Annotated in this window: 17 protein-coding genes, 1 tRNA gene and 1 pseudogene; 13 read left to right on the top strand and 6 right to left on the bottom strand. The window is 55.4% G+C overall.

Annotated elements, in window-relative coordinates; translation table 11 throughout:
- Together R6U41_RS11815 and R6U41_RS11810 are read left to right on the top strand one after the other, a co-directional pair.
- Nucleotides 1-792, top strand: a 792-nt coding sequence (locus tag R6U41_RS11815; protein WP_410270038.1) for a sensor histidine kinase, incomplete at its 5' end; no start/stop codon positions are given.
- Nucleotides 780-2,183: a sigma-54-dependent transcriptional regulator gene (locus tag R6U41_RS11810; protein ID WP_410270037.1), complete on the top strand. Its 1,404-nt coding sequence runs from the start codon at nt 780-782 to the stop codon at nt 2,181-2,183. The genes R6U41_RS11815 and R6U41_RS11810, both read left to right, overlap by 13 nt.
- Before the next feature lie 124 nt (nt 2,184-2,307).
- On the opposite strand, the gene R6U41_RS11805 is transcribed toward R6U41_RS11810, so the two are convergent.
- The 3 genes from R6U41_RS11805 to R6U41_RS11795 form a co-directional block, all read right to left on the bottom strand.
- Complete coding sequence (locus R6U41_RS11805) at nt 2,308-2,592, bottom strand: integration host factor subunit alpha (protein WP_410270036.1); 285 nt, start codon at nt 2,590-2,592, stop codon at nt 2,308-2,310.
- The gene (locus R6U41_RS11800) at nt 2,592-2,810 is read right to left on the bottom strand and encodes a hypothetical protein (RefSeq protein WP_410270035.1); all 219 of its coding nucleotides are present in this window, start codon (nt 2,808-2,810) and stop codon (nt 2,592-2,594) included. The genes R6U41_RS11805 and R6U41_RS11800 overlap by 1 nt, the downstream gene beginning before the upstream one ends.
- A 385-nt stretch (nt 2,811-3,195) precedes the next feature.
- A tRNA-Thr gene (locus R6U41_RS11795) sits at nt 3,196-3,271 on the bottom strand.
- Nucleotides 3,272-3,342: 71 nt separating this feature from the next.
- On the opposite strand from R6U41_RS11795, the gene mfd reads away from it, so the two are divergent.
- The 11 genes from mfd (at nt 3,343) to R6U41_RS11740 (ending at nt 18,075) form a co-directional block, all read left to right on the top strand.
- Nucleotides 3,343-6,888: a transcription-repair coupling factor gene (gene mfd, locus R6U41_RS11790; RefSeq protein ID WP_410270034.1), complete on the top strand. Its 3,546-nt coding sequence runs from the start codon at nt 3,343-3,345 to the stop codon at nt 6,886-6,888.
- Between the two features lie 33 nt (nt 6,889-6,921).
- Nucleotides 6,922-7,893: a SurA N-terminal domain-containing protein gene (locus tag R6U41_RS11785; RefSeq protein ID WP_410270033.1), complete on the top strand. Its 972-nt coding sequence runs from the start codon at nt 6,922-6,924 to the stop codon at nt 7,891-7,893.
- Nucleotides 7,894-7,942: 49 nt separating this feature from the next.
- A complete protein-coding gene (locus R6U41_RS11780) occupies nt 7,943-8,743 on the top strand; it encodes a RodZ domain-containing protein (protein WP_410270032.1) in 801 nt (266 codons plus the stop codon).
- Nucleotides 8,743-10,098 carry a magnesium transporter gene (gene mgtE, locus R6U41_RS11775; RefSeq protein WP_410270031.1) on the top strand — a complete coding sequence of 452 codons (1,356 nt, stop codon included), beginning with the start codon at nt 8,743-8,745 and terminating at the stop codon, nt 10,096-10,098. The genes R6U41_RS11780 and mgtE overlap by 1 nt, the downstream gene beginning before the upstream one ends.
- A gap of 3 nt (nt 10,099-10,101) precedes the next feature.
- Nucleotides 10,102-10,869, top strand: a complete 768-nt coding sequence (gene recO, locus R6U41_RS11770; RefSeq protein WP_410270030.1) for a DNA repair protein RecO — start codon at nt 10,102-10,104, stop codon at nt 10,867-10,869.
- Nucleotides 10,870-10,897: 28 nt separating this feature from the next.
- The gene (locus R6U41_RS11765) at nt 10,898-11,956 is read left to right on the top strand and encodes a galactokinase (RefSeq protein WP_410270029.1); all 1,059 of its coding nucleotides are present in this window, start codon (nt 10,898-10,900) and stop codon (nt 11,954-11,956) included.
- Nucleotides 11,957-12,073: 117 nt separating this feature from the next.
- Nucleotides 12,074-12,949: a glycine--tRNA ligase subunit alpha gene (glyQ, locus tag R6U41_RS11760; protein ID WP_410270028.1), complete on the top strand. Its 876-nt coding sequence runs from the start codon at nt 12,074-12,076 to the stop codon at nt 12,947-12,949.
- A 17-nt stretch (nt 12,950-12,966) separates the two neighbouring features.
- Nucleotides 12,967-15,048: a glycine--tRNA ligase subunit beta gene (gene glyS / locus R6U41_RS11755; RefSeq protein WP_410270027.1), complete on the top strand. Its 2,082-nt coding sequence runs from the start codon at nt 12,967-12,969 to the stop codon at nt 15,046-15,048.
- A 129-nt stretch (nt 15,049-15,177) separates the two neighbouring features.
- Nucleotides 15,178-15,438 (top strand): hypothetical protein, encoded by a 261-nt coding sequence (locus R6U41_RS11750; RefSeq protein ID WP_410270026.1) that lies wholly within the window; start codon nt 15,178-15,180, stop codon nt 15,436-15,438.
- A 24-nt stretch (nt 15,439-15,462) separates the two neighbouring features.
- On the top strand, nt 15,463-17,502 hold the full coding sequence (gene ligA, locus R6U41_RS11745) for an NAD-dependent DNA ligase LigA (RefSeq protein WP_410270025.1): 2,040 nt from the start codon (nt 15,463-15,465) through the stop codon (nt 17,500-17,502).
- 285 nt (nt 17,503-17,787) lie between these two features.
- Nucleotides 17,788-18,075 (top strand): acylphosphatase, encoded by a 288-nt coding sequence (locus R6U41_RS11740; RefSeq protein ID WP_410270024.1) that lies wholly within the window; start codon nt 17,788-17,790, stop codon nt 18,073-18,075.
- A gap of 84 nt (nt 18,076-18,159) precedes the next feature.
- Here the strand turns inward: R6U41_RS11740 and R6U41_RS11735 are convergent, their stop codons facing one another.
- The 3 genes and pseudogenes from R6U41_RS11735 to R6U41_RS11725 form a co-directional block, all read right to left on the bottom strand.
- Nucleotides 18,160-18,432 carry an HU family DNA-binding protein gene (locus R6U41_RS11735; RefSeq protein ID WP_181551311.1) on the bottom strand — a complete coding sequence of 91 codons (273 nt, stop codon included), beginning with the start codon at nt 18,430-18,432 and terminating at the stop codon, nt 18,160-18,162.
- Nucleotides 18,433-18,701: 269 nt separating this feature from the next.
- Nucleotides 18,702-19,940: a signal recognition particle-docking protein FtsY gene (gene ftsY / locus R6U41_RS11730; RefSeq protein WP_410270023.1), complete on the bottom strand. Its 1,239-nt coding sequence runs from the start codon at nt 19,938-19,940 to the stop codon at nt 18,702-18,704.
- Nucleotides 19,921-20,727: pseudogene (locus tag R6U41_RS11725) on the bottom strand (hypothetical protein); the annotation flags it as partial. The pseudogene R6U41_RS11725 and the gene ftsY, both read right to left, overlap by 20 nt.

Genomic DNA, 20,727 nt, shown 5'->3' with positions numbered 1-20,727 from the left:
CGTGCGGAAAAACTGGCTTCCATCGGTCGTCTTTCCGCTGGCCTGGCCCATGAAATCGGCAATCCCATCGGCATTGTGCTCGGATATCTGGGGCTGCTCAAGTCCCGCTGTGTTGCACCGGAGGATCAAAGCGGCATGGATTATATTCAGCGGGCCGAATCGGAAATTCAGCGGGTACATACCATTATCGGGCAACTTCTTGATTTTTCAAGAAAATGCGGGAATAAACCGGATTTGCTCGACTTTCACGATCTGATCCATGAGGTCGGGGGTATGCTTGCCTGTCAGCCTTTGTTTTCAAACATTGATTTTCAGTACTGCCTGGATGCGGAAAACAGCCGGATAAATGCGGATGCCGACCAGCTGCACCAGGTTCTGGTCAATCTCATGATCAATGCGGCTGATTCGATCCGGCAGTCAGGCAATGCCCGGGCCGGAGAGATCTGTCTGAGTACCCGCGGCATTTTTGATACCCGGCTTCGAAGGGCCCATGATCCGGCTGCCGGGTTTATTGAATTAAAGATCCGGGACAACGGCGCAGGCATTGATCCGCAGCATATTGAGCAGGTCTTTGATCCGTTTTTTACCACCAAGGAGCCGGGCAAGGGCACCGGGCTCGGTTTGTCGGTGAGTTATATGATCATCCAGCAGACGGGCGGCGACATGGCAGTGGCCAGCCCCGCACCCGGGGCAACGGCAATGGTGCTGCGGCTTCCGCTGGCTGCGGACGCCGGTGAAAGCCAAGGCCGTGCGGAAAATAAGGACAAAGGTGAAAATGGATGGCAGCAATGAACTTTGCCCATGGAAATTGTGACCATATAAGAATCCTTGTCGTGGACGACGAAGCCAACATGCGCCACATGTTAAGCGCATTGCTCGGTGATGCCGGATACTGCGTGGATACGTCCGCAGACGGCCGGGCTGCGCTCGAGCTTCTGGAAACCGGCACGTATGATTACATTTTCTGTGATATCCGGATGCCGCGCATGGACGGTATGGCCTTTCTGGAGGCGGCCGGCTCCAGACTTGCTGAAACCAGCGTGATCATGATGTCAGCCTATGGCACCATTGATACTGCTGTCGAAGCCATGAAAAAAGGGGCGTACGATTATATCTCAAAGCCGTTTAAGCCCGATGAAATTCTGCTGGCCCTCAAAAAAGCTGAGGAGCGGGAAAGCCTGAAAAGGGAAAATAGCGCACTTAAATCCCGCCTTGAACGCATTGCGCAGCCCCGGCAGTTCGGAGAGATGATTGCCGAAAGCCGGAGCATGCAGGCCGTGTTCGAGCTTGGCCAGCGGGTGGCCCACTATGACATCACGGTGTTGATCACCGGCCAAAGCGGAACCGGCAAGGAACTGATGGCCAGGGGGATTCACACAGCCGGCAAGCGGGCCGGTAAAGCATTTATTCCGGTCAATTGCGCCGGGATCCCGGAAAACCTGCTTGAAAGCGAGTTGTTTGGACATAAAAAGGGCGCTTTTACAGGAGCGGACCGGGATTACAGGGGCTTGTTCGAGGCGGCTTCCGGCGGGACCCTGTTTCTTGATGAAATCGGGGATCTTCCCATGTCCCTGCAGGTGAAACTGCTGCGGGTGCTGCAGGACAGCCAGATCCGCCCCGTGGGCACCACCCGTTCAAAAACCGTTGACACCCGGATTGTTGCCGCCACTTCCAAGGATCTGGCAGAACAGGCAGAGCAGGGCAATTTCCGGGAGGATCTGTTTTACCGTCTCAATGTAATGCCCATCCATTTGCCGCCCCTGGTGGAGCGGAGCGAAGACATCGCATCGCTGGTGCAGTTTTTCATTGAGCGCTACCAGGCCAGGTTTGAAAAAAATATCACCGGTATTTCAGCCAGGGCCATGTCATTGCTGATGCAGCATTCCTGGCCCGGCAATGTGCGCGAGCTTGAAAATGTGATCGAGCGTGCGGTTGTCCTGGCCGAAGACCCGGAACTGGACGAGGATTTGTTTGCCGGGCTTTGCTGGCAGGAAAACAAAAACAGCGGCCTGGATGCTATTGCAGCCGGATTTTCCTTGAAATCCGGCCGACAGGCGCTGGAGCAGATACTGATTCAAAAGGCCCTTGCTGAAACAGGCGGAAACCGAACAAGGGCCGCGCGATTGCTGGAAATCAGTCATCCGTCTCTGCTTAGCAAAATGAAGACTTATGGGATCGAGTAACGCGGGTCTGAGATTTATGCGGCAAATAATCAGCCAGGGCCCTGATGGGATCATCAGGGCCCTGGCTGGAAAAAGCGAGGCTGAGGAGAAAATGAGGAGAAAAATTGACGGTTGAACTGCAGGGTTAGCGCCCCTTATTAATTCTCTCCCGAAGCTTTCCCGAGCACTTGAAGGTTACGACCTTCCGGGGATTGAGCAAAAGATCCTCGCCGGTTGCCGGATTGCGGCCCCGGCGTCTTTCCTTTCGCTTGATGCAGAATTTTCCGAAGCCCGATACCAGTACATCCTCATCTTTTTCCAGGCTCCGTTTGATGATTTCAAGCAAAGATTCCACGATATCCACGGATTTTTTTTTGGTAAAGCCCAGGTCATTGACCCGCTCGACAATTTTATTTTTGGTCAGTGCCATTATGCCTCCTGGTCTGGCGTTGGGTGGGGGTGACAAACGGTTGTTTCAGCGGCTGCCGGATCTGCTGTCTCGGGTTGTGCATCGGATTCGTTAAGGCAGTAATGCTGTTTTATTTCTTTTAGAATACGGTTGATCCGGCCGGAAATGGCCTGAATCTCCTCTTTTAATTCCAGGTCATCTGATTTTGCATCATTTGGTTTTAAATCTGGGTACTGCATAACCGGCCTGTTTTTCTGTATGATTTCGGATGCTGCGGATTATTTGGGTAATTGGCTGTTGATAAATGATTCTCAAATGAATTTCAAGCATGAAATGATCATGTTTTTATTCTAAATAAACCGATATAAATAATATGTCAAGAGGTTATAGCGATTTTTGCTTTACTGTCGCCGGGTTTTATCCATTTTACGGGCTCATACGGAAATTACCAAATGCCCGGAGCCGGGTAAAAAGTCTGTGGTTGGAATTGATTTTTTTCCGGCAAGTTTTTATATTGCAAAATTCGGTTTGCCCGGCAGCTGCTTGTGATGTTAGTTATCCAAAGTCAGTTGCACGGCAAATAAAAAAGGTTTCAGCAGAAACCAACTGAAACCCTGTCTGATATGGAGCCGACGAGCGGAGTCGAACCGCTGGCCTGCGCATTACGAGTGCGCTGCTCTACCTGCTGAGCTACGTCGGCAAAACAGATTGTTTATTACCACGGACATATAAATTCAGTCAAGTATGAACCTTTATTCATAAAAGGAAAAAATGTCAAAAACAACCATCAGCGCCCTGCGGGCGCAGCAAACCAGCATCATTGAAGATATCGGCCAGCGTCTGACAGCCGGAACCAGGACCTTTACCTGCACCGGCGCCTCCGGGGGGCAGGGGGCATATCTGGTTTCGCGTCTGGCAAGGCACACCAGGCGGCCGGTGTTTGTGGTGACGGCCAGCATGGTGGAAGCGGAAAATTTTGCCCAGGATCTGAATTTTTTTGCGGGGCCCGGCAGCCCTGAGCCCTGTGTTTTTCCACCGTATAATATCCTGCCCTTTAAACGGGTGTCTTATCACAATGAAATTGCCGCCCGCAGGATCCGCATCCTGTATCAACTGGCCACGGGACACAGGGATGCGAGTCTTGTGGTGGCACCGGTGGAAACCCTTCTCCAGCGGATTATTCCCAGGCAGGAACTGGCGGATTACGCGGATCTGCTCATGGTCAACGAGGAAACCGGCCGCGACGGCCTGGTGGAAAAGCTCAATTCCGGGGGCTACACCCATGCGGCCATGGTGGAGGAGCCGGGTGACTACAGTGTCCGCGGCGACATTGTGGATGTTTTCTCGCCCATGTATGAAAATCCCCTGCGCGTTGAGCTTTTCGGCGATACGGTGGAGTCCATCCGCTTGTTTTCCGCATCCAGCCAGCGAAAGCTTCAATCCCTGTCCGAGGCCGTTATCCTGCCGGCCAGAGAAGCGGTGCTGCACAAACATCAGCTCCATGACATCATTGATCGCACTCGCAGCCAGCGACAGGACGCCGGTTTGCCAAAATCGGCGGAAACCGAATTTATCGAGCGGATCCGGGAGGAAGGCATTTTTGCCGGTGTGGAAAGCCTGCTGCCCCTGATTTACGGGGAACTGGACACGGTGTTTGATTATATGCTCGCCAATGCCCTGGTGGTTGCCGCAGATACCGGCGCTATTGAAAAAGCCGCGGTTGACAAGCAGGACCTGGCCGGTCGCAATTATGATTCCGCATGCCAGGATCAGCGGATGTGCGTGTCCCCGGAACAGATTTACCAGGACTGGGATGAGGCAAAGGCATGCCTGGAAAAGCATCAGCAGATTTTGTTCCGGGAAATTGATATTTATTCTCCGGCCAAAGCCCGCACCCCGGATGCCGATTCCATTGACCTGTCCGTGGACGACCTTTCCGATCTGGAGGGCTCCCTTGGCGGACACCGCCGGGAGGAGCAGATCCTAAAGCCCCTTTCCGACTGGATCAATCAGCATTGCAGCGCCGGCTATACCACTGTGATGGTCTGCCGCAGCAAATCCCAGGCGCGCCGACTGCTGGATCTGATCGAGGCCTATGAGATCCAGCCGGAGATTTTGTCCGATTTCTCGGAAATGCCCGCCTTTTCCTCCACGCCGGGCATCTGCATTGGCCGGCTTTCCTCGGGATTTGTCTGGCATGATCAGCGCCTTGCCCTGGTCACGGACCGGCAGATCTTCGGCACCCGGGTCCGGCCCCGAAGCCGAAAGGACGCCCGGCAGACTGTGCAGTCGGCATTTTTGGATTTTGCCGATCTCAACGCCGGGGATCTGGTGGTGCACATGGATCATGGCATCGGCCGGTATCAGGGCCTGGAGAAGATCACCGTGGAGGGGGTGACCAATGATTTTCTGGTGCTTGAATACCGGGGGGGCGACAAGCTGTTTGTGCCGGTTGACCGCATGGATATTGTTCAGAAATACATGGGGGTTGACGATGTTGTGCCCGTGGTGGACAAGCTAGGGGGCACATCCTGGGCCAGGGTGAAAAGCAAGGCCAAAAAATCCGTGGAGAAAATCGCCGGGGACCTGCTGGATCTCTACGCCAGGCGAAAGGTTCAGCAGGGATATGCCTTTGGGGTGGCGGATTCCTATTATAAGGACTTTGAAGCAGGCTTTCCCTATGAGGAAACCGAGGATCAGCTAAAGGCGATCTCGGATGTGATCGGTGATATGGAATCCGATGTTCCCATGGACCGGCTGATTTGCGGGGACGTGGGCTACGGCAAGACCGAGGTGGCCCTGCGGGCGGCATTCAAGGCGGTCAATGACGGAAAGCAGGTGGCCGTGCTGGTGCCTACAACTTTGTTGGCGGAACAGCATTTCCGGACGTTTTCCGAGCGTTTTGAGCGCTACCCGGTTTCCGTGGAAAGCTTAAACCGGTTCCGCACCCGAAAACAGCAGACACAGATCATCGAGGGGCTTAAACAGGGCAGGGTCGATGTTGTTATCGGCACCCACCGGCTTTTGCAAAAAGACATGGCTTTCAAGGACCTGGGTCTGATTATCATTGACGAAGAGCAGCGCTTTGGGGTACGCCACAAGGAAAAGCTCAAAAAGATGCGTACCTCCGTGGACGTGCTGTCCATGACCGCAACCCCCATTCCGCGTACCCTGCATATGTCCATGCTCGGGGTCCGCGATATCAGTGTGATCACCACCCCACCGGAGCTGCGCCATCCCATTATTTCCTATATCAGCGAATTTGACGCCGCGGTCATTGCTGAAGCCATCCGCAGTGAACTGGCCAGGGGCGGGCAGATCTTTTTCGTGCACAACAATATCAGCACCATTGACAACATGGCCAGGCGGCTTTCGGAAATGGTGCCCGAGGTCCGGATGGGCGTGGCACACGGGCGGCTTGGCGAAGATGCGCTTGAACGGGTCATGTATCGGTTTATCAACAAGGACATTGACATGCTGGTTTCCACCACCATTGTGGAATCGGGCCTGGATATCCCCAACGCCAATACAATGATCATCAACCGGGCCGACCGCATGGGCCTGGCCCAGCTCTACCAGCTGCGGGGCCGGGTGGGGCGGGCTGACACCCAGGCCTATGCCTACATGATCGTGCCCAGGGAGGCAGCCCTGTCCCGGGATGCCCAAAAGCGGCTCAAGGTGGTCATGGAGCACAGTGATCTGGGAGCCGGGTTTCAGATCGCGCTAAATGATCTAAAGATCCGGGGCGGAGGCGCGGCCCTGGGGGTTTCCCAGTCCGGACACATTGCCGCGGTGGGATATGACATGTTTTTAAAGCTCATGGAAGAGGCCGTGGGCCGGCTCAAGGGTGAGGCGGTCACCGAATCCCTGGAGCCGGAAATCAATATCCCGGTATCCGTGTTTATCCCGGAATCCTATATTGCCGATATTGATCAACGGCTGGCGGCTTACCGACGCCTGGCCCGGATGACCGATTTAAAGGAGGTGGCTGATTTCCGGGAGGAGCTAACGGATCGCTACGGCAAACCGCCTGCAGAGGCGCTTCACCTGCTGCTTAAGATCATGCTGCGGATCCTGGCTGTCCGGGCCGGTGTCAGGCGTCTGGATCTGACATGGGAAACCATGTCATTGAGCTTTTCCGGGATGCATCAGAAAAACCCCCATGGTCTGATGGATCTCATCCAGTCAGACCCCGGGCGCTACCGATTCACCCCGGATCATGTCCTGTGCGTGCCCATGGGCAAAACCCGCATCAACAGCCTGATGAATCAGGCCAAAAAAATCTTGATAGAAATTGCAACATATGTTAATAATTAAAAATTTTCTTGTATCAAAAGGGGGTTGTTGCGGATGAAATGTTTTTGGGCGCTTTTTGCGGTTGCGGCTGTTTTGCTGACGTTGGTGCCTTTTGCGGGCGCCCGGCCCGAGGTGGTGGACCGCGTTGTCGCCGTGGTCAACGATGATATCATCCGGCTCAGGGAAGTTGAGCGCCAGTTGGAACCGGTTCGGCAGCAGCTGGCTTCCAGAAGCCTATCTGAAGAGCAGATGCGCGAGCAGCTCTACGAGGCGCGCATGCAGTTAATCGATGAACTAATTAACGAGACCCTGGCGGATCAGCAGATCGAGCAGGCCGGAATCCAGGTGGGGGAACCAGAGGTGGATGCGGCCATTGAGCAGGTAAAACAGCGAAATCGTTATACCGATGAGCAGCTGCGACAGGCATTGGAAATGCAGGGAATAAGCATGGAGCAGTATCGCAGCGAACTTCGGCGCCAGATTCTTCGAAGCCGCCTGGTCAATCGCAAGGTCAAATCCAGCATTGTCATCACCGACGAAGACATTCAGCGCTATTATAAAGAAAACCCGGAAAAATACGGCGGCAAGCCCCGATACAAAATTCGAAATATCCTGTTGGCCGGTACGGACAAGGACAGCGATGATCCTGAAATCCGCCGGCGCATCAAGAAAATTCGGGAGCAACTCGATGAAGGCGTTTCTTTTGGAACACTGGCGGAAAAATATTCCCGGGGGCCCAACGCTGATGAGGGCGGGGAGCTTGGGGAATTTGCAATTGATGATCTGGCCCGGGATCTTCGGTCCGTGATCGGTGGTTTAAACGAGGGAGAGGTTTCCGACGGGGTGGAAACCCGACAGGGAATTCAGATATTTTATGTGGAAAAAATTATTGATCCCCCGTCTGAACCCCAGGAATCGGTTGCTGCGGAAATTGAAGAAAAGCTTTACAACGAGCAGGTTGATGAAAAATACAGGGCCTGGCTTGAGTCCTTGCGGAAAAATGCCCATATCCGTATTTTTCGGTGATTCAAGGGGCCTGTATTGTCAACCTGGGCATGCTTTCGGATAAATTACTTTGGCAACCCGTGCATACATGGAAAACAGGTCGGGGGCCGATGCTGTATCCTTTGGCCGATACTTAAAAACCATCCGGGAAAAACAGGGTATTGCCCCGGAAGCCGTGGCCGACGCCATTTGCGTGTCTGTCCGACAGCTTCGGTACATCGAGGCCGAGGATCATCAACGCCTGCCCGGAGAAGTGTATACAAAGGGTATGTTGCGGGCTTACGCCCGGGAAATCGGCGTGGACGCCGAGGACATCATCGAGCGTTACAAGCTTCACCGCCAAGCCTATGAGGATGCTCTCCGCAGGGAAAACGAGGTCCTGGCCGCCGGGAACAAGGCCTTTTCCCGGAGCATGATCGCCCTGGCCGTACTGGGCGTGATTATGGTGCTGTCCTTGTATGCTTTTTCGCGGATGGAATCCGGTACGGTTTCGGCTCCGTCCCGGCAGCAGAAGAGCCAGCCGGCACCTGCGGAACAAAGCCAACCGCAGCCGTCAGGGTTGGCAGATGACAAAGCCGGTATGACAGAAAACAGCGCCGGTCTTGAAAAAAGTCGGTCAGGGCTCCAGCGGCTGGATATTGATGCGATTGACGAAGTCACATTAAATGTTCGCATTGATGATCAACCTTATACCAAATACCGGCTGGATCCCAATGATCACGTGGAACTGGCCGCCAGGAGCGGTTTTCAGCTGCTGATCAGCAACGCCGCAGGAGTTCGGCTGCGTTTTAACGGCCGGATTGTGAATTTCAACTCCGAACCAGGCCGATCCGTGAGCATCAGTCTGCCGCAATCCAACGGAAACAGATAATGGCCAGTGAGCGAAACCACATATTGATCGAAACCGTCAAACGGCTGCTGCGCCGGGGGGCCCATGCGCGGTTAAAAAAGATCATCAGCCGGATCCATGCAGCAGACCTGTCCATGGTGTTCTCCTCTTTGTCTGCCTCCCATCAGCGGCAGCTGTTTTCTTTGATCGAGGACCGCGAGCAGCAGGGAAAGATTTTAAGCGAGCTTGACGAAGACATTGTATTGTCGGTAATCGAGGGTGTCAGTGTTTCCGATATCATTGAAATTCTCGACCGGATGCCCTCAGATGATGCGGCCGCGTTTATCAAGCTGCTGCCCAGCGAGCAGGCCGATGACGTGCTGGCCCATATCCGCAAAAAGGGCGATGAGGACGTTGAAAACCTGCTGATGTATCCCGATGATACCGCCGGCGGGATCATGATCCCGGATTTCATCGCTCTGCCCGAGGACATGACCGCAGGCGAGGTGGTCTCCACCCTCCAGAGCAAGGAATACAAAGACATTGAGATGCCGTTTTACATCTATGTCATCGATGATGATCAGCATCTCACAGGTGTGTGTTCCCTGCGCCAGCTGGTGCTTGTCCAGCCTGACACCCCTTTGAAAAACTTCATGTCCAAGGATGTGATTTCCGTGACAACGGACATGGACCAGGAGGAAGTGGCCAAGATCGTTGCCCGGTATAATTTTCTGGCTGTGCCGGTGGTCGATGAAGAGCACCGCATGGTGGGCCTGGTGACCGTGGATGACGTCATTGATATTTTCCGGGAGGAGGCCACAGAGGATATCTTAAAAATGGCCGGTGTGGGCGAGGAATTTGTTGAAACCAAGTCCGTGTTCCGCAGTACCCGCATCCGGCTGCCCTGGCTGTTTGCCAGCTGTGTGGGCGGGGTGATCGCCATTTTCGTGATCGGTCATTTCGAGGCCAGCCTCCAGGAAATTTCCTATCTGGCGGCTTTTATCCCGGTGATCATGGGAATGGGCGGAAACGTCGGCATTCAGTCCTCCACTATCGTGGTGCGCGGCCTTGCCACAGGGCGGATCCATATCCAGGACCTGTGGCGGGTGGTGTCCAAGGAACTGGCCGTGGGCGTGATTCTTGGCGTTGTATACGGTTGTCTGCTGGCGGCCCTGGCACAGTTCCAGTACAGCGTGGTCGGCTTTAGTTTGGCGGTGTCCATGGGGGTTTTGTCTTCCATGTCGGTTGCCGCCTTAATCGGCTCGCTTCTGCCCATGCTTTTTGCCAGAATCAACGTGGATCCGGCCGTGGCCACGGGACCGTTTGTGACCTCTGCCATTGATATTGTCAGCGTGTTTTTCTATTTTCAGCTGGCCACGTTTCTGCTCGGAATATGAAACATGTCCGGATTTTCCACTCCGGCGATTTTGCTTCGGCGCATAGATCACGGCGACCATGACCTGATCATCACGTTTTTTTCCCGGGAAAAAGGCCGGATTCCCGTGATTGCCAAAAACGCCAAAAAGAGCAGAAAGCGTTTTTCCGGGCTTCTGGAGCCTTTTACCGTGCTGGAGCTGGTCTGCCGCAGTCCCAGGCGCGGGGGCCTGCCCGTTTTGCAGGAAGCGGCCATGCAGACTCCGTTTCCCGCTATCAGAGACGATGTGCTCAAAACCCTGTATGCAAGCTACTGGGCAGAGCTGTTGTGCGGATGGCTGGAGGAATACCGGCCCCAGGCAAAGATTTACCGCCTGCTGTACTACGCTTTGCGGGGCCTGGACAGAAACCTTGCGGCCCCGGCGGAAATGAGCATTATTTTTCAGGTCCGGTTTTTGACCCTGGCCGGCCTGGCGCCCCGGATGGACGGGTGCGTGGCCTGCCAAACACCCTTGGACCGGATGGGATCTTCAGTTTTTTTTGATCTTGAAAAGGGCGGCATTGTATGCAATGGATGTGCGGCATATAGTGGCCGGGGCCGGCTTCGGATCTCTCCTGGAACGGTTAAGCAGTTGGCATGGATCCAGGAAAACGAAATCCGCATGGTCCAGCGGCTGCGCCTGACCGGGTCCGCGGTCAAAGAAGGGCTTTTGGCAATGGAAGCTTTTGTGCCCTATCATCTGGGGCGGGTGCCGCGCAGTTTACGGGTGCTGCAGCAGATGCGCAGGCAGTGACGCATACCAGGCAAAACAGCAAAGACACATGACAACAGATGCATCCGGAAATTGCAAATCAGCCCTGGTGACGGTATCGGCGCCATGCCGTGTGGACCTGGGCGGCACCCTGGATATCAGCAGCCTGTATTATCCATTGGCACACCTGCAACCGTGCACCTTCAACATCGCCCTGGACCTGCGCACAAGAGTTCAGGTCAGCGCTGCCGAGCCTGGCAGAATCCGGGTGAGCTCCAGGGGGTTTGAAACAGCGGAATTTTCCCCGGACAAGGCGCCTTTCTCTCACCCGCTGGGGCTGGTTTTTGCCATTGCCGCATTTTTTCGCATGGACGGGATTCATATTGATATTGACTCGGCCTCTCCGCCCAGAAGTGCCCTTGGCGGCTCTTCTGTTGCGGCTGTGGCCCTGGTGGCGGCATTGTCCCGACTCCGGGCCGGCATGGAAAAACCTGATCCGGACCGCTCAGCAACAGTCCTGCTGGCCCACGGCATCGAGCAGGGCCTTGCCGGGGTGCCCTGCGGCATGCAGGATCAACTGGCTGCCGCATACGGCGGGGTCAATGCCTGGCACTGGACCCTTGACAAGGGACGGCCGGGGTGGCGGCGGCAGGTATTGATACCGCCTGAAAACGCAGGAAAAATAAACGCCAATCTTCTGGTGACCTACTGCGGGGTGCCCCATGAATCCAAAGACATCAACGGCACCTGGATCCGGCGGTTTCTTGACGGATATGACCGGCCCCGGTGGCAGCAGATCGCAGCAGCCACCCAAGAGTTTGTGGAAGCCTTTGCCGACGGGGACATGGCTGCCGCGGCCGGATGGATGAACCGCGAGACAGAACTGCGGCGCAGGATCACCTCTCATGTGGTCGATGAGGTGGGTGCAGCGCTAATTGATGCTGCGGCAGAACAAAACTGCGGGGCCCGGTTTGCCGGCGCCGGCGGCGGGGGATGTCTGTGGGCGCTGGGTCCGGCAGGTGCCATTGCCTCGCTTAGGCCCCGATGGGAGACAATTGTGTCCGGCCGCCCGGGCGGGGCCATTTTGGAGGCCCCTGTGGCTGCAGAAGGTCTCCGGCCGGAATCCTGAAGTTCTTCCGGCGGGTTTGTTTGACTGGCACATCCGGTCTGAGATCTGCCGGATTTAAAATAGCAATACCTGAAACAAATCACAGGCAACAAATCACAGGCAAGTGGGAAATCAAAGATGAATTTTCAAGACGTGATACTGACATTGCAGCGCTTTTGGGCCCGCAAGGGCTGCGTGCTGGTTCAGCCCTATGACATGGAGGTGGGTGCGGGCACCTTTCATCCGGCCACCCTGCTTCGGGCCCTGGGGCCGGAGCCCTGGAACGTGGCCTATGCCCAGCCGTCGCGCCGGCCCACTGACGGCCGTTACGGGGACAATCCCTACCGGCTCCAGCATTATTATCAGTTCCAGGTCCTTCTCAAGCCCTCGCCGGCCAATGTCCAGGATATGTTTCTCCAGAGCTTAAAAGCCCTGGGCATCGATGCCATGGAACATGACATTCGGTTTGTGGAGGATGACTGGGAATCGCCCACCCTGGGGGCTTCGGGCCTGGGCTGGGAGGTGTGGCTCGACGGCATGGAAATCACCCAGTTTACCTATTTCCAGATGGCCGGCAGTATCGAGGTCCACCCGGTGTCCGTGGAGATCACCTACGGTGTGGAGCGCATATGCATGTTTCTGCAGGGCGTGGACAATGTCTATGATCTTCGGTGGAATGATTCACTGACCTATGGCGACATTGACCACCAGCAGGAAGTCGAGCAGTCCACCTATAATTTTGAGATCGCGGACGTGGAGATGCTGCAGAAATGTTTTGCCCGGTTTGAAACTGAATCAAAGTGCACCGCCGCGCAGGACCTGGTTTTGCCGGCCTATGAATACTGCCTGAAATGCTCCCATACGTTTAACCTACTCGAAGCCCGGGGGGCCATCAGTGTTACCGAACGAACCGGCTATATCGCCCGGATCCGGAACCTGGCCCGAAAGTGCGCCGAGGTTTATTTAAAGCAGCGCGAAGCCCTTGGATACCCCATGCTCAAAGCCAGCAAGTGAAACATACAGGTGTGAAAATGAAACCTTTGCTCATTGAAATCGGAACCGAAGAAATTCCGGCCGGTTATATCGTGCCTGCCCTCAATGCTTTTTGCCGGCGGCTTGTGGACCGGTTAAAGGCGCTGCGGATTGACTGCGGCCAGGCCCGGGTCTACGGCACCCCGAGGCGGCTTGCGGTTTACGTCTGCGATGTCGCCGACCGTCAGCAGACAGTGGTGTCAGAATTGACCGGCCCGCCCGAGCGGGTGGCCTTTGATGAAAACGGCAAGCCCACGGTGGCAGCCGAAAAGTTTGCTGAAAAAAACGGTGTGCCTGTTGGCAAACTCGAGATAAAAGAAACCGGAAAAGGACGTTATCTCTGCGCGCGCAAAACCGAGCGCGGACGGTCCACCCCGGCGGTGCTAAAAGAGATACTGCCGGAAATCATCATGGCCATTCCGTTTCCCAAGACCATGCGGTGGGCGGATCTGCGCGTAGCCTTTGCCCGGCCCGTGCACAGCCTGGTGGTGCTCTATGGTGAACGCGCCGTGTCTGTGTCCTTTGCCGGCGTGAAAAGCGGCCGGCACACCTTTGGCCACAGGTTTTTAAAACCCGGCAAGATCCGCCTTCAATCCCCGGAACAGTATGTCGATGCCCTGGCCGGGGCCTGGGTGATGGTGGATATGGATCAGCGGCGCACGGAAATGCAAACGCGCATGGCCCGGGCGGTAAAGCCCGCAGGTGGCCGGATTGTCGAAGATATGGAACTGGTGGAGGAAAACACACATCTGGTGGAATATCCGGAAGTGGTCCTGGGCCATTTTGATGAAAAATTTCTGGAATTGCCCAGACAGGTGCTGGTAACCGCCATGCGGGAGCACCAGCGCTATTTTGCCGTGGTCAATGAAAATGATGAAATCCTGCCCCATTTTATTGCGGTCAACAACAACGTGGCCCGGGATATGCAAGTTGTGGCAGCAGGCCATGAACGGGTGCTCCGAGCCCGTCTGGAAGACGCCCGGTTTTTTTTTCACGCAGATTTAAAAACTTCTCCGGAAAACATGGTGGAGCGGTTGAAATCCGTGATATTTCAGGCGGAGCTGGGCTCGGTTTATGACAAGACCGGGCGCATCCGCAAGCTTGCCGCTCTGCTTGGCAAATGCCTGAACCTTGATGCGCAGGGCCTGGCGCACGTGGACCGGGCGGCATTTTTGTGCAAGGCGGATCTGGTCAGCCACGTGGTCAATGAGTTTCCAAAGCTCCAGGGGGTCATGGGGCGCATCTACGCCAGGCGGGCAGGGGAGGCAGAGTCGGTGGCTGAAGCCATTGAGCAGCATTACCGGCCCACATATTCCGGCGGCGAACTGCCCTCTACCATGACCGGTGCGGTGCTTTCCATTGCCGATAAAATCGACACCATTTGCGGCTGTTTTTATCTCGGGCTGGTGCCCACCGGGGCCTCGGATCCCTATGCCCTGCGCCGTCAGGCTATTGGCATTATCCAGACCGCCATGGACCAGGATCTGGATTTCAGCCTGTCTGAAGTCGTTGGCTGCGCCCTGGAAATGCTCGGGGCCGCCGGATCCGAACTGGAGACCAAAACAGCGGATGTCTGCGGTTTTATGGAAAATCGCATGGCCTTTCTGCTCGAAGACGCCCATATTGCCAGGGACCTCGCAGCGGCCGTGATATCGGTGTCCGCAGACCGGGTCACGGATGTGTGGCAGCGGGCAGCCGCCCTGCAGCGCCTAAAATCCGAACCGGATTTCCAATCCCTGGCTGTGGCATTTAAGCGGGTGGTCAACATTATCCGCAAAGCCGATTCTGCGGATACAACCGGTTCGGAGATCCGGGCGCAGATGTTTGCCGATCCGGCTGAAACCGCCCTGCATGAGGCTTTGCTGGAGGCGGAAAAAACCGTGTCCCGGCTTTTGGCGCAAAAGGACATGGACGCGGCCTTTGCCCGGATCGCAGGATTAAAGCCCCGGGTGGATGCGTTTTTTGATACGGTTCTGGTCATGGACGAAAACCCGGAAGTGCGCAAAAACCGCCTGGCCCTGCTGCAGCGGATTTCAGACTTGTTTGCCCGGGTGGCGGATTTCTCAAAAATTTCCACCTGAACTGTTTACGGCGCCATCTAAAAACTTACTTTTTACGAAACAATCAATTGTGAGCGTTTCACTTAAACAAAAAAACCGCAGGTGTGCTTGATTCACCTGTAGCGGCAATACGTGTAAGGAGGCATTTGCATGGCAGGATATGATCCGGAAAAGGACAAAGTGCTCAAAAAATGGCAAAACGAAGAAACCGGGCTCATTGTTTCCATCAACCAGTACGGCGAAGGCGAGCCCAAGGTGCAGATCGGCCCGCGCATACTGAAAAAAAAGGACGGCACCGACCGGGCCCCGGCCAAGGCCGGCCGCCTGAGCATGGAGGATCTCATGTGGATCTACGACATTATCGACGAGGTCAAGGACGAACTCACCGAACACGTCAATCCCCTGGACTGATACGCCGCTGAAGCGAGGCATTTGATGGGCCCCACACCTGATGATTCCGTCCGCAAACGCGCACAGCAGCTGCGCGAGCAGCTCCGGCATCACAATTACCGGTATTTTGTACTCGATGATCCCGAGATTTCAGATGCGCGCTACGACCGGCTCATGCAGGAACTGCTGGAGATCGAATCCAAATGGCCGGAGCTGGCCGCCCCGGATTCCCCCACCGTTCGGGTGGGTTCCGCCCCCCTGGAAAAATTTGAAAACATTGCCCATTCTGTGCCCATGCTCAGCCTGGACAAGGGGTTTTCCGCAGATGATATCCCGGCCTTTGACCAGCGGATCCACAGGGCCCTGAAAACCGATGCCCCGGTGCGCTACACAGTGGAGCCCAAGGTGGACGGGGTGGCTGTGGAACTGGTCTACCGCAGCGGGGTTCTGGAAACCGCTTCCACCCGCGGTGACGGCTACACCGGCGAGCTCATCACCCCCAATGTGCGCACAATCGCGGAAGTTCCGCTGCGCCTGGAGGGGAAAAATGGGGTTTCCGTGCCTTCCCTGCTGGAAGTCCGTGGGGAGGTCTACATGGAAACCGCTGATTTCAAGGCCCTTAATCAGTGGCGCCTGGAGAACGATCTTTCCCTGTTTGCCAATCCGAGAAACGCTTCTGCCGGATCCCTGCGCCAGCTGGATTCAAAGGTTACCGCCAAACGGCCGCTGAAGATTTTTGTCTACGGCGTCGGCCGGGTGCAGGGCCCGGAGTTGACCGGCCACTGCCAAGCCCTGGAACTTCTTGAAAAACTGGGGTTTCCTGTCAATCCATTGGTGCGCTGCGGCCTTGATGCAGAACAGGCTGTTGGGTTCTTCCATGAGCTTGACGCCATGCGCGCGGACTTGCCCTATGAGATCGACGGCTTGGTGGTCAAGGTGGATTCCTATGCACTCCAGCAGCAGCTGGGCACCACCTCCCGGAGCCCGAGATGGGCCGTGGCCATCAAATTTGCCGCCCTGCAGGAACAGACCCGGGTGGCCGACATCATCGTTCAGGTGGGCCGCACCGGGGCCCTGACACCGGTGGCCGTGCTTGACCCGGTGAGCATCGGCGGGGTGATCGTGAGCCGGGCCACCCTTCACAACCAAGACGAGGTGGCCAAAAAGGACGTGCGCATAGGGGATCGTGTCCTGGTACAGCGCGCAGGCGACGTGATCCCGGAAATCGTCAAAGTGATTGATTCGTCGCGCACCGGAAAGGAACAACCATTTGAAATGCCGGAGTTTTGCCCTGTATGCGGGGCCAGGGCCGTACGGCTCGAAGACGAGGCTGTCACCCGGTGCATCAACCGAAACTGTCCGGCCCAGCTCAAGGGCAATATCCGGCATTTTGCCGCCAAGGGCGCCTTTGATATTGACGGGTTGGGCAAAAAACTCATTGATCAGCTTGTGGACCGGCAGCTGATCGGATCCATTGCCGATATTTTCCGCCTGGATGTCAACACCCTGGAGGCCCTTGATCGCATGGGGCCCAAGTCCGCCCAAAATCTGGTGGATGCCATCTCCCAAAGCCGGCGGATTGCTTTTTCGCGTTTTGTCTATGCCCTGGGCATCCGGCACGTGGGCGAATATGGAGCCAGGCTGCTGGCGGGCCGGTATGAAACCATCGAAGCGCTGGCCTCTGCTGACTGCCGGGAGCTTGAGGGCATTGACGGTCTCGGGCCGGTGGCGGCTGCCAGCATCACCGAGTTTTTCAGCCGTGAGGAAAATCTTGAGATCATCCGGAGCCTTCGGGAACTGGGCGTTGAGATTGTGTCTGAAAAGCAGGATGCCGGCAAAACCGCAGATCGCCCCCTGCAAGGCAAGACCTTTGTGCTCACCGGCACCTTGTCAGCCATGACCCGCAATCAGGCCAAAGAAAGAATCGAATCGGCCGGCGGCCGGGTTTCGGGTTCGGTCAGCGGAAAAACTGATTTTGTGGTGGCCGGCGACGCTTCCGGCTCTAAGCTGGAAAAAGCCCGGCAGCTAGGTGTCACAATTCTTGACGAAGCTGGATTTCAGGCATTGATCCCGGACGCCGGATAAACTGACGGCTATCTTTTGCAGGCAATCTCGACAGGATGTGGCGCCGTAGCCCGGGGTTGAACCATTGATGGCAATGCATTATTTTTTAACAACGGGAATATTGATGGCACAGTAAAAAGTCTGATTTCAGATGGCGCTGTAAAAAGTTCAAGATCAAGGCTTGCGCAATTTCGAAGAATGCAGCGTACTTGGCCGTACGTGAAATTCTGAGAAATTGCGCGTAACGCAGATATTGGACTTTTTACGGCGCCATCAATATTGTCCGGGAAAGGAGTGGTTGCGAATATGGCAGAAAAAAAGACGGTGCGTGCGGTGATAAAGGGTAAGGTTCAGGGGGTTTGCTACAGGATGGAAACCGCCAGGGCCGCAGAAGAGTACAAGGTCAACGGCTGGGTTATGAACCGGCCCGATGCTACGGTGGAGGCATTGTTTGAAGGAGATGCCGATCAGGTGGAAAAAATGCTGGATTGGTGCCGCCAGGGTCCGCCCGCGGCCTCGGTGACAGATGTGGAAGTGGAGGAAAAATCCTATACCGGCGAGCATTCGGATTTTACCATCCGTTATACCCATTAGGGCGATATAAAAAGGCGGTTCCCACAATCAGGGATACCGCCCTTTTAAGACCGGAAATTGAAAAAAAATTTGTGGCTGCGTAAACTAAACCGTTTCCCGCAGCTGCTTGCCAGGTTTGAACTTGACCACGTTGCGGGCCTTGATCTTGATGGGCGCACCGGTCTGGGGATTTCTGCCGGTTCTGGCCTTGCGCCGGACTTTTTGGAATGTGCCGAATCCCACCAAAGTGACTTTTCCGTCTTTTTTTTTCAATGACTTGGACACGCCGTCCATGAAGGAATTGAGTGCTGCAGTGGCGGCAACCTTGGAGATGCCCGCATCCTTTGCCATTTTTTCAACCAGTTCTGCTTTTGTCATGACTTTCCCTCCCTCTTTTGTTACGGTTTATCAAAAAGTCCTGATTTTATGATAACTTAAAAGAGGTTTTTTTACTTGTCAATACATAAAATGGGGTTTTCGTAAATTTTTTCAAAAAAGTTTATCCGGCAGGCCTTATCTGTAGTGTATTTGGAAAGCCATCAAAGCCCGGATTCTTGTTTCATCCCTGTGCACCCTTTGCCAAAAATGTAGCTTCCCACTATGCGCGCGCCCCCGAATGAGCAATGCCGAAAAAGCAATTTGTCCTTCTAGAAAAGCGCGTCAATAAAGGCTTTGGGATCAAATGGCTGCAGGTCTTCCATGTCTTCTCCCACCCCGATGTAGTGAATCGGAAGCTTCATGGCATCACAGATGCCCACCACGATGCCGCCTCTGGCAGTGCCGTCGAGCTTGGTGAGAATCAAACCCGTAACCCCGATGCCTTCATGAAACATTTTTGCCTGGGCCAGGGCGTTTTGTCCGGTGGTGGCATCCAGGACCAGCAGCACCTCATGGGGGGCGCCGGGCAGTTTTTTGCCGATGCTGCGCTTGATTTTTTTCAATTGTTCCATGAGGTTGACCTTGGTGTGCAGCCGGCCGGCGGTGTCAATGATCACCCGGTCAATATTTCTGGAAATACCGGCTTCCACTGTGTCAAAGGCCACGGCTGCCGGGTCTGCGTTTTCCCGGTGGGCCACGATTGCCGCATCTGCCCTTTGGGCCCAGATGGTGAGCTGTTCCACAGCCGCGGCCCGGAATGTGTCAGCCGCACCGATGAGCACGCCGGCTCCCTGGCAGCGGTATTGAAAGGCCAGTTTGCCGATGGTGGTGGTTTTGCCCACGCCGTTGACACCCACCACCATAACCACATGGGGTGTTTCTGCTGCCGGTGCCGGCTGTGGCACGTTTTCAAAGACTTTTCGCATTTCCTGCTTTAAAAAGGCCCGGAGTTGGTCAGGGCCGGAAATTTGGGCGGCATTGGCCTCGATTTTGCCGATGAGTTTCATTGTTGTGTCCATGCCCACATCAGCGGTAATCAGGGCTTCTTCGATTTCCTCCATGTTTTGCCGGCCAAGAACGCTTTTATCGGCAAAGGCCTGCTCCAGCCGGCCGGCAAGGGATTTTCGGGTTTTGCCGAGGCCGGTTTTAAGCCGGTCCATCAGCCTTGCCGGCTCCGGGGCGACCGGTTCGGCGGCCGGTGGGGGGTGTGTTTCGGCCCCGGCCGTACCGGGTTGTTCAATCTCTTGTTCGGGCTCTTGCTCGGGCCCTGGTTCGGGTATTTCACGGAACTTCGCCGGGTGATCGGACGTGGCTTCTTCGGTTTGGGCCGGATCTGTCCGGGTTTCGGCTGCCTGCAGTTTTTCGGTTTTTTTGCGGCGTCGGATGATGTCAATGAGCAGGATCAAAAGCAGAAGGGCAAGCCCGGCGCCAATGATTTCCTTATACCAGCCCGTGGCCTGCAGGGATTCATAAAAGCGCCGGCAGAAATCAGTTAAGTGCTGCAGCATGATCGCTTCCTTTGTTGTGGTTGCCTTGGGTGTTTTGTTTGCTGATTTGCAGGGCCTGCTCTACGTTTACTGATATTACCCGGGACACGCCGCTGCCGGCCATGGTCACCCCGAAAAGCATGTCCGAGAATTCCATTGTCTTTTTGTTGTGCGATATCATGATGATCTGGGTGTTTTCACCGATGATTTTCAGCAGCTCGTTGAAACGTTCCACATTGATGTCATCCAGCGGGGCGTCGATTTCATCGAGCAGGCAGAAGGCCGCGGGATTGAGAAAAAATATGGAAAAAATAAAGGCAATGGCAGACAGGGCCTTTTCTCCGCCGGAAAGCAGGCTCAGGCGGGTAACCTTTTTGCCGGGCGGGTGGATCATCAGCTCAACGCCGGTTTCCATGGGCTTGTCCGGCTCGGTGAGTTCCAGCCAGGCCGCCCCGCCGTTAAACAGCCTGGGAAACAGACCGGAAAACTGCCGGTTGATCGCTTCAAAGGTTTCCAGAAAAAGCTTTCGGGTGATCCGGTTGATTTTTCGGATCACATTTTCCAGATCCCCCAGGGCCTCCATGAGGTCATCGCGGTGTCCGCCCAGGAAGTCATAGCGCTGTTTCCGGGATTCATAGGCCTCGATGGCACCGAGGTTGACCTTGCCCATGGCGTCGATTTTCTGCCTGGTGTCGGTCCGGGTTTTTTCGGCTTTTTCAATGGAAAAATCCGCGGCCAGAACCTGGTCCCGGTATGCGGTGCGCACCTGCTCAAAGGAGTCTGCGTATTTTTCCAGAAACCGGTTGAC

Source organism: Desulfosalsimonas sp., assembly GCF_046483245.1.
GTDB lineage: Bacteria > Desulfobacterota > Desulfobacteria > Desulfobacterales > Desulfosalsimonadaceae > Desulfosalsimonas.
The sequence above is the reverse complement of the archived record's forward strand: the minus strand, read 5'-3'. Positions and strand labels throughout refer to the sequence as shown.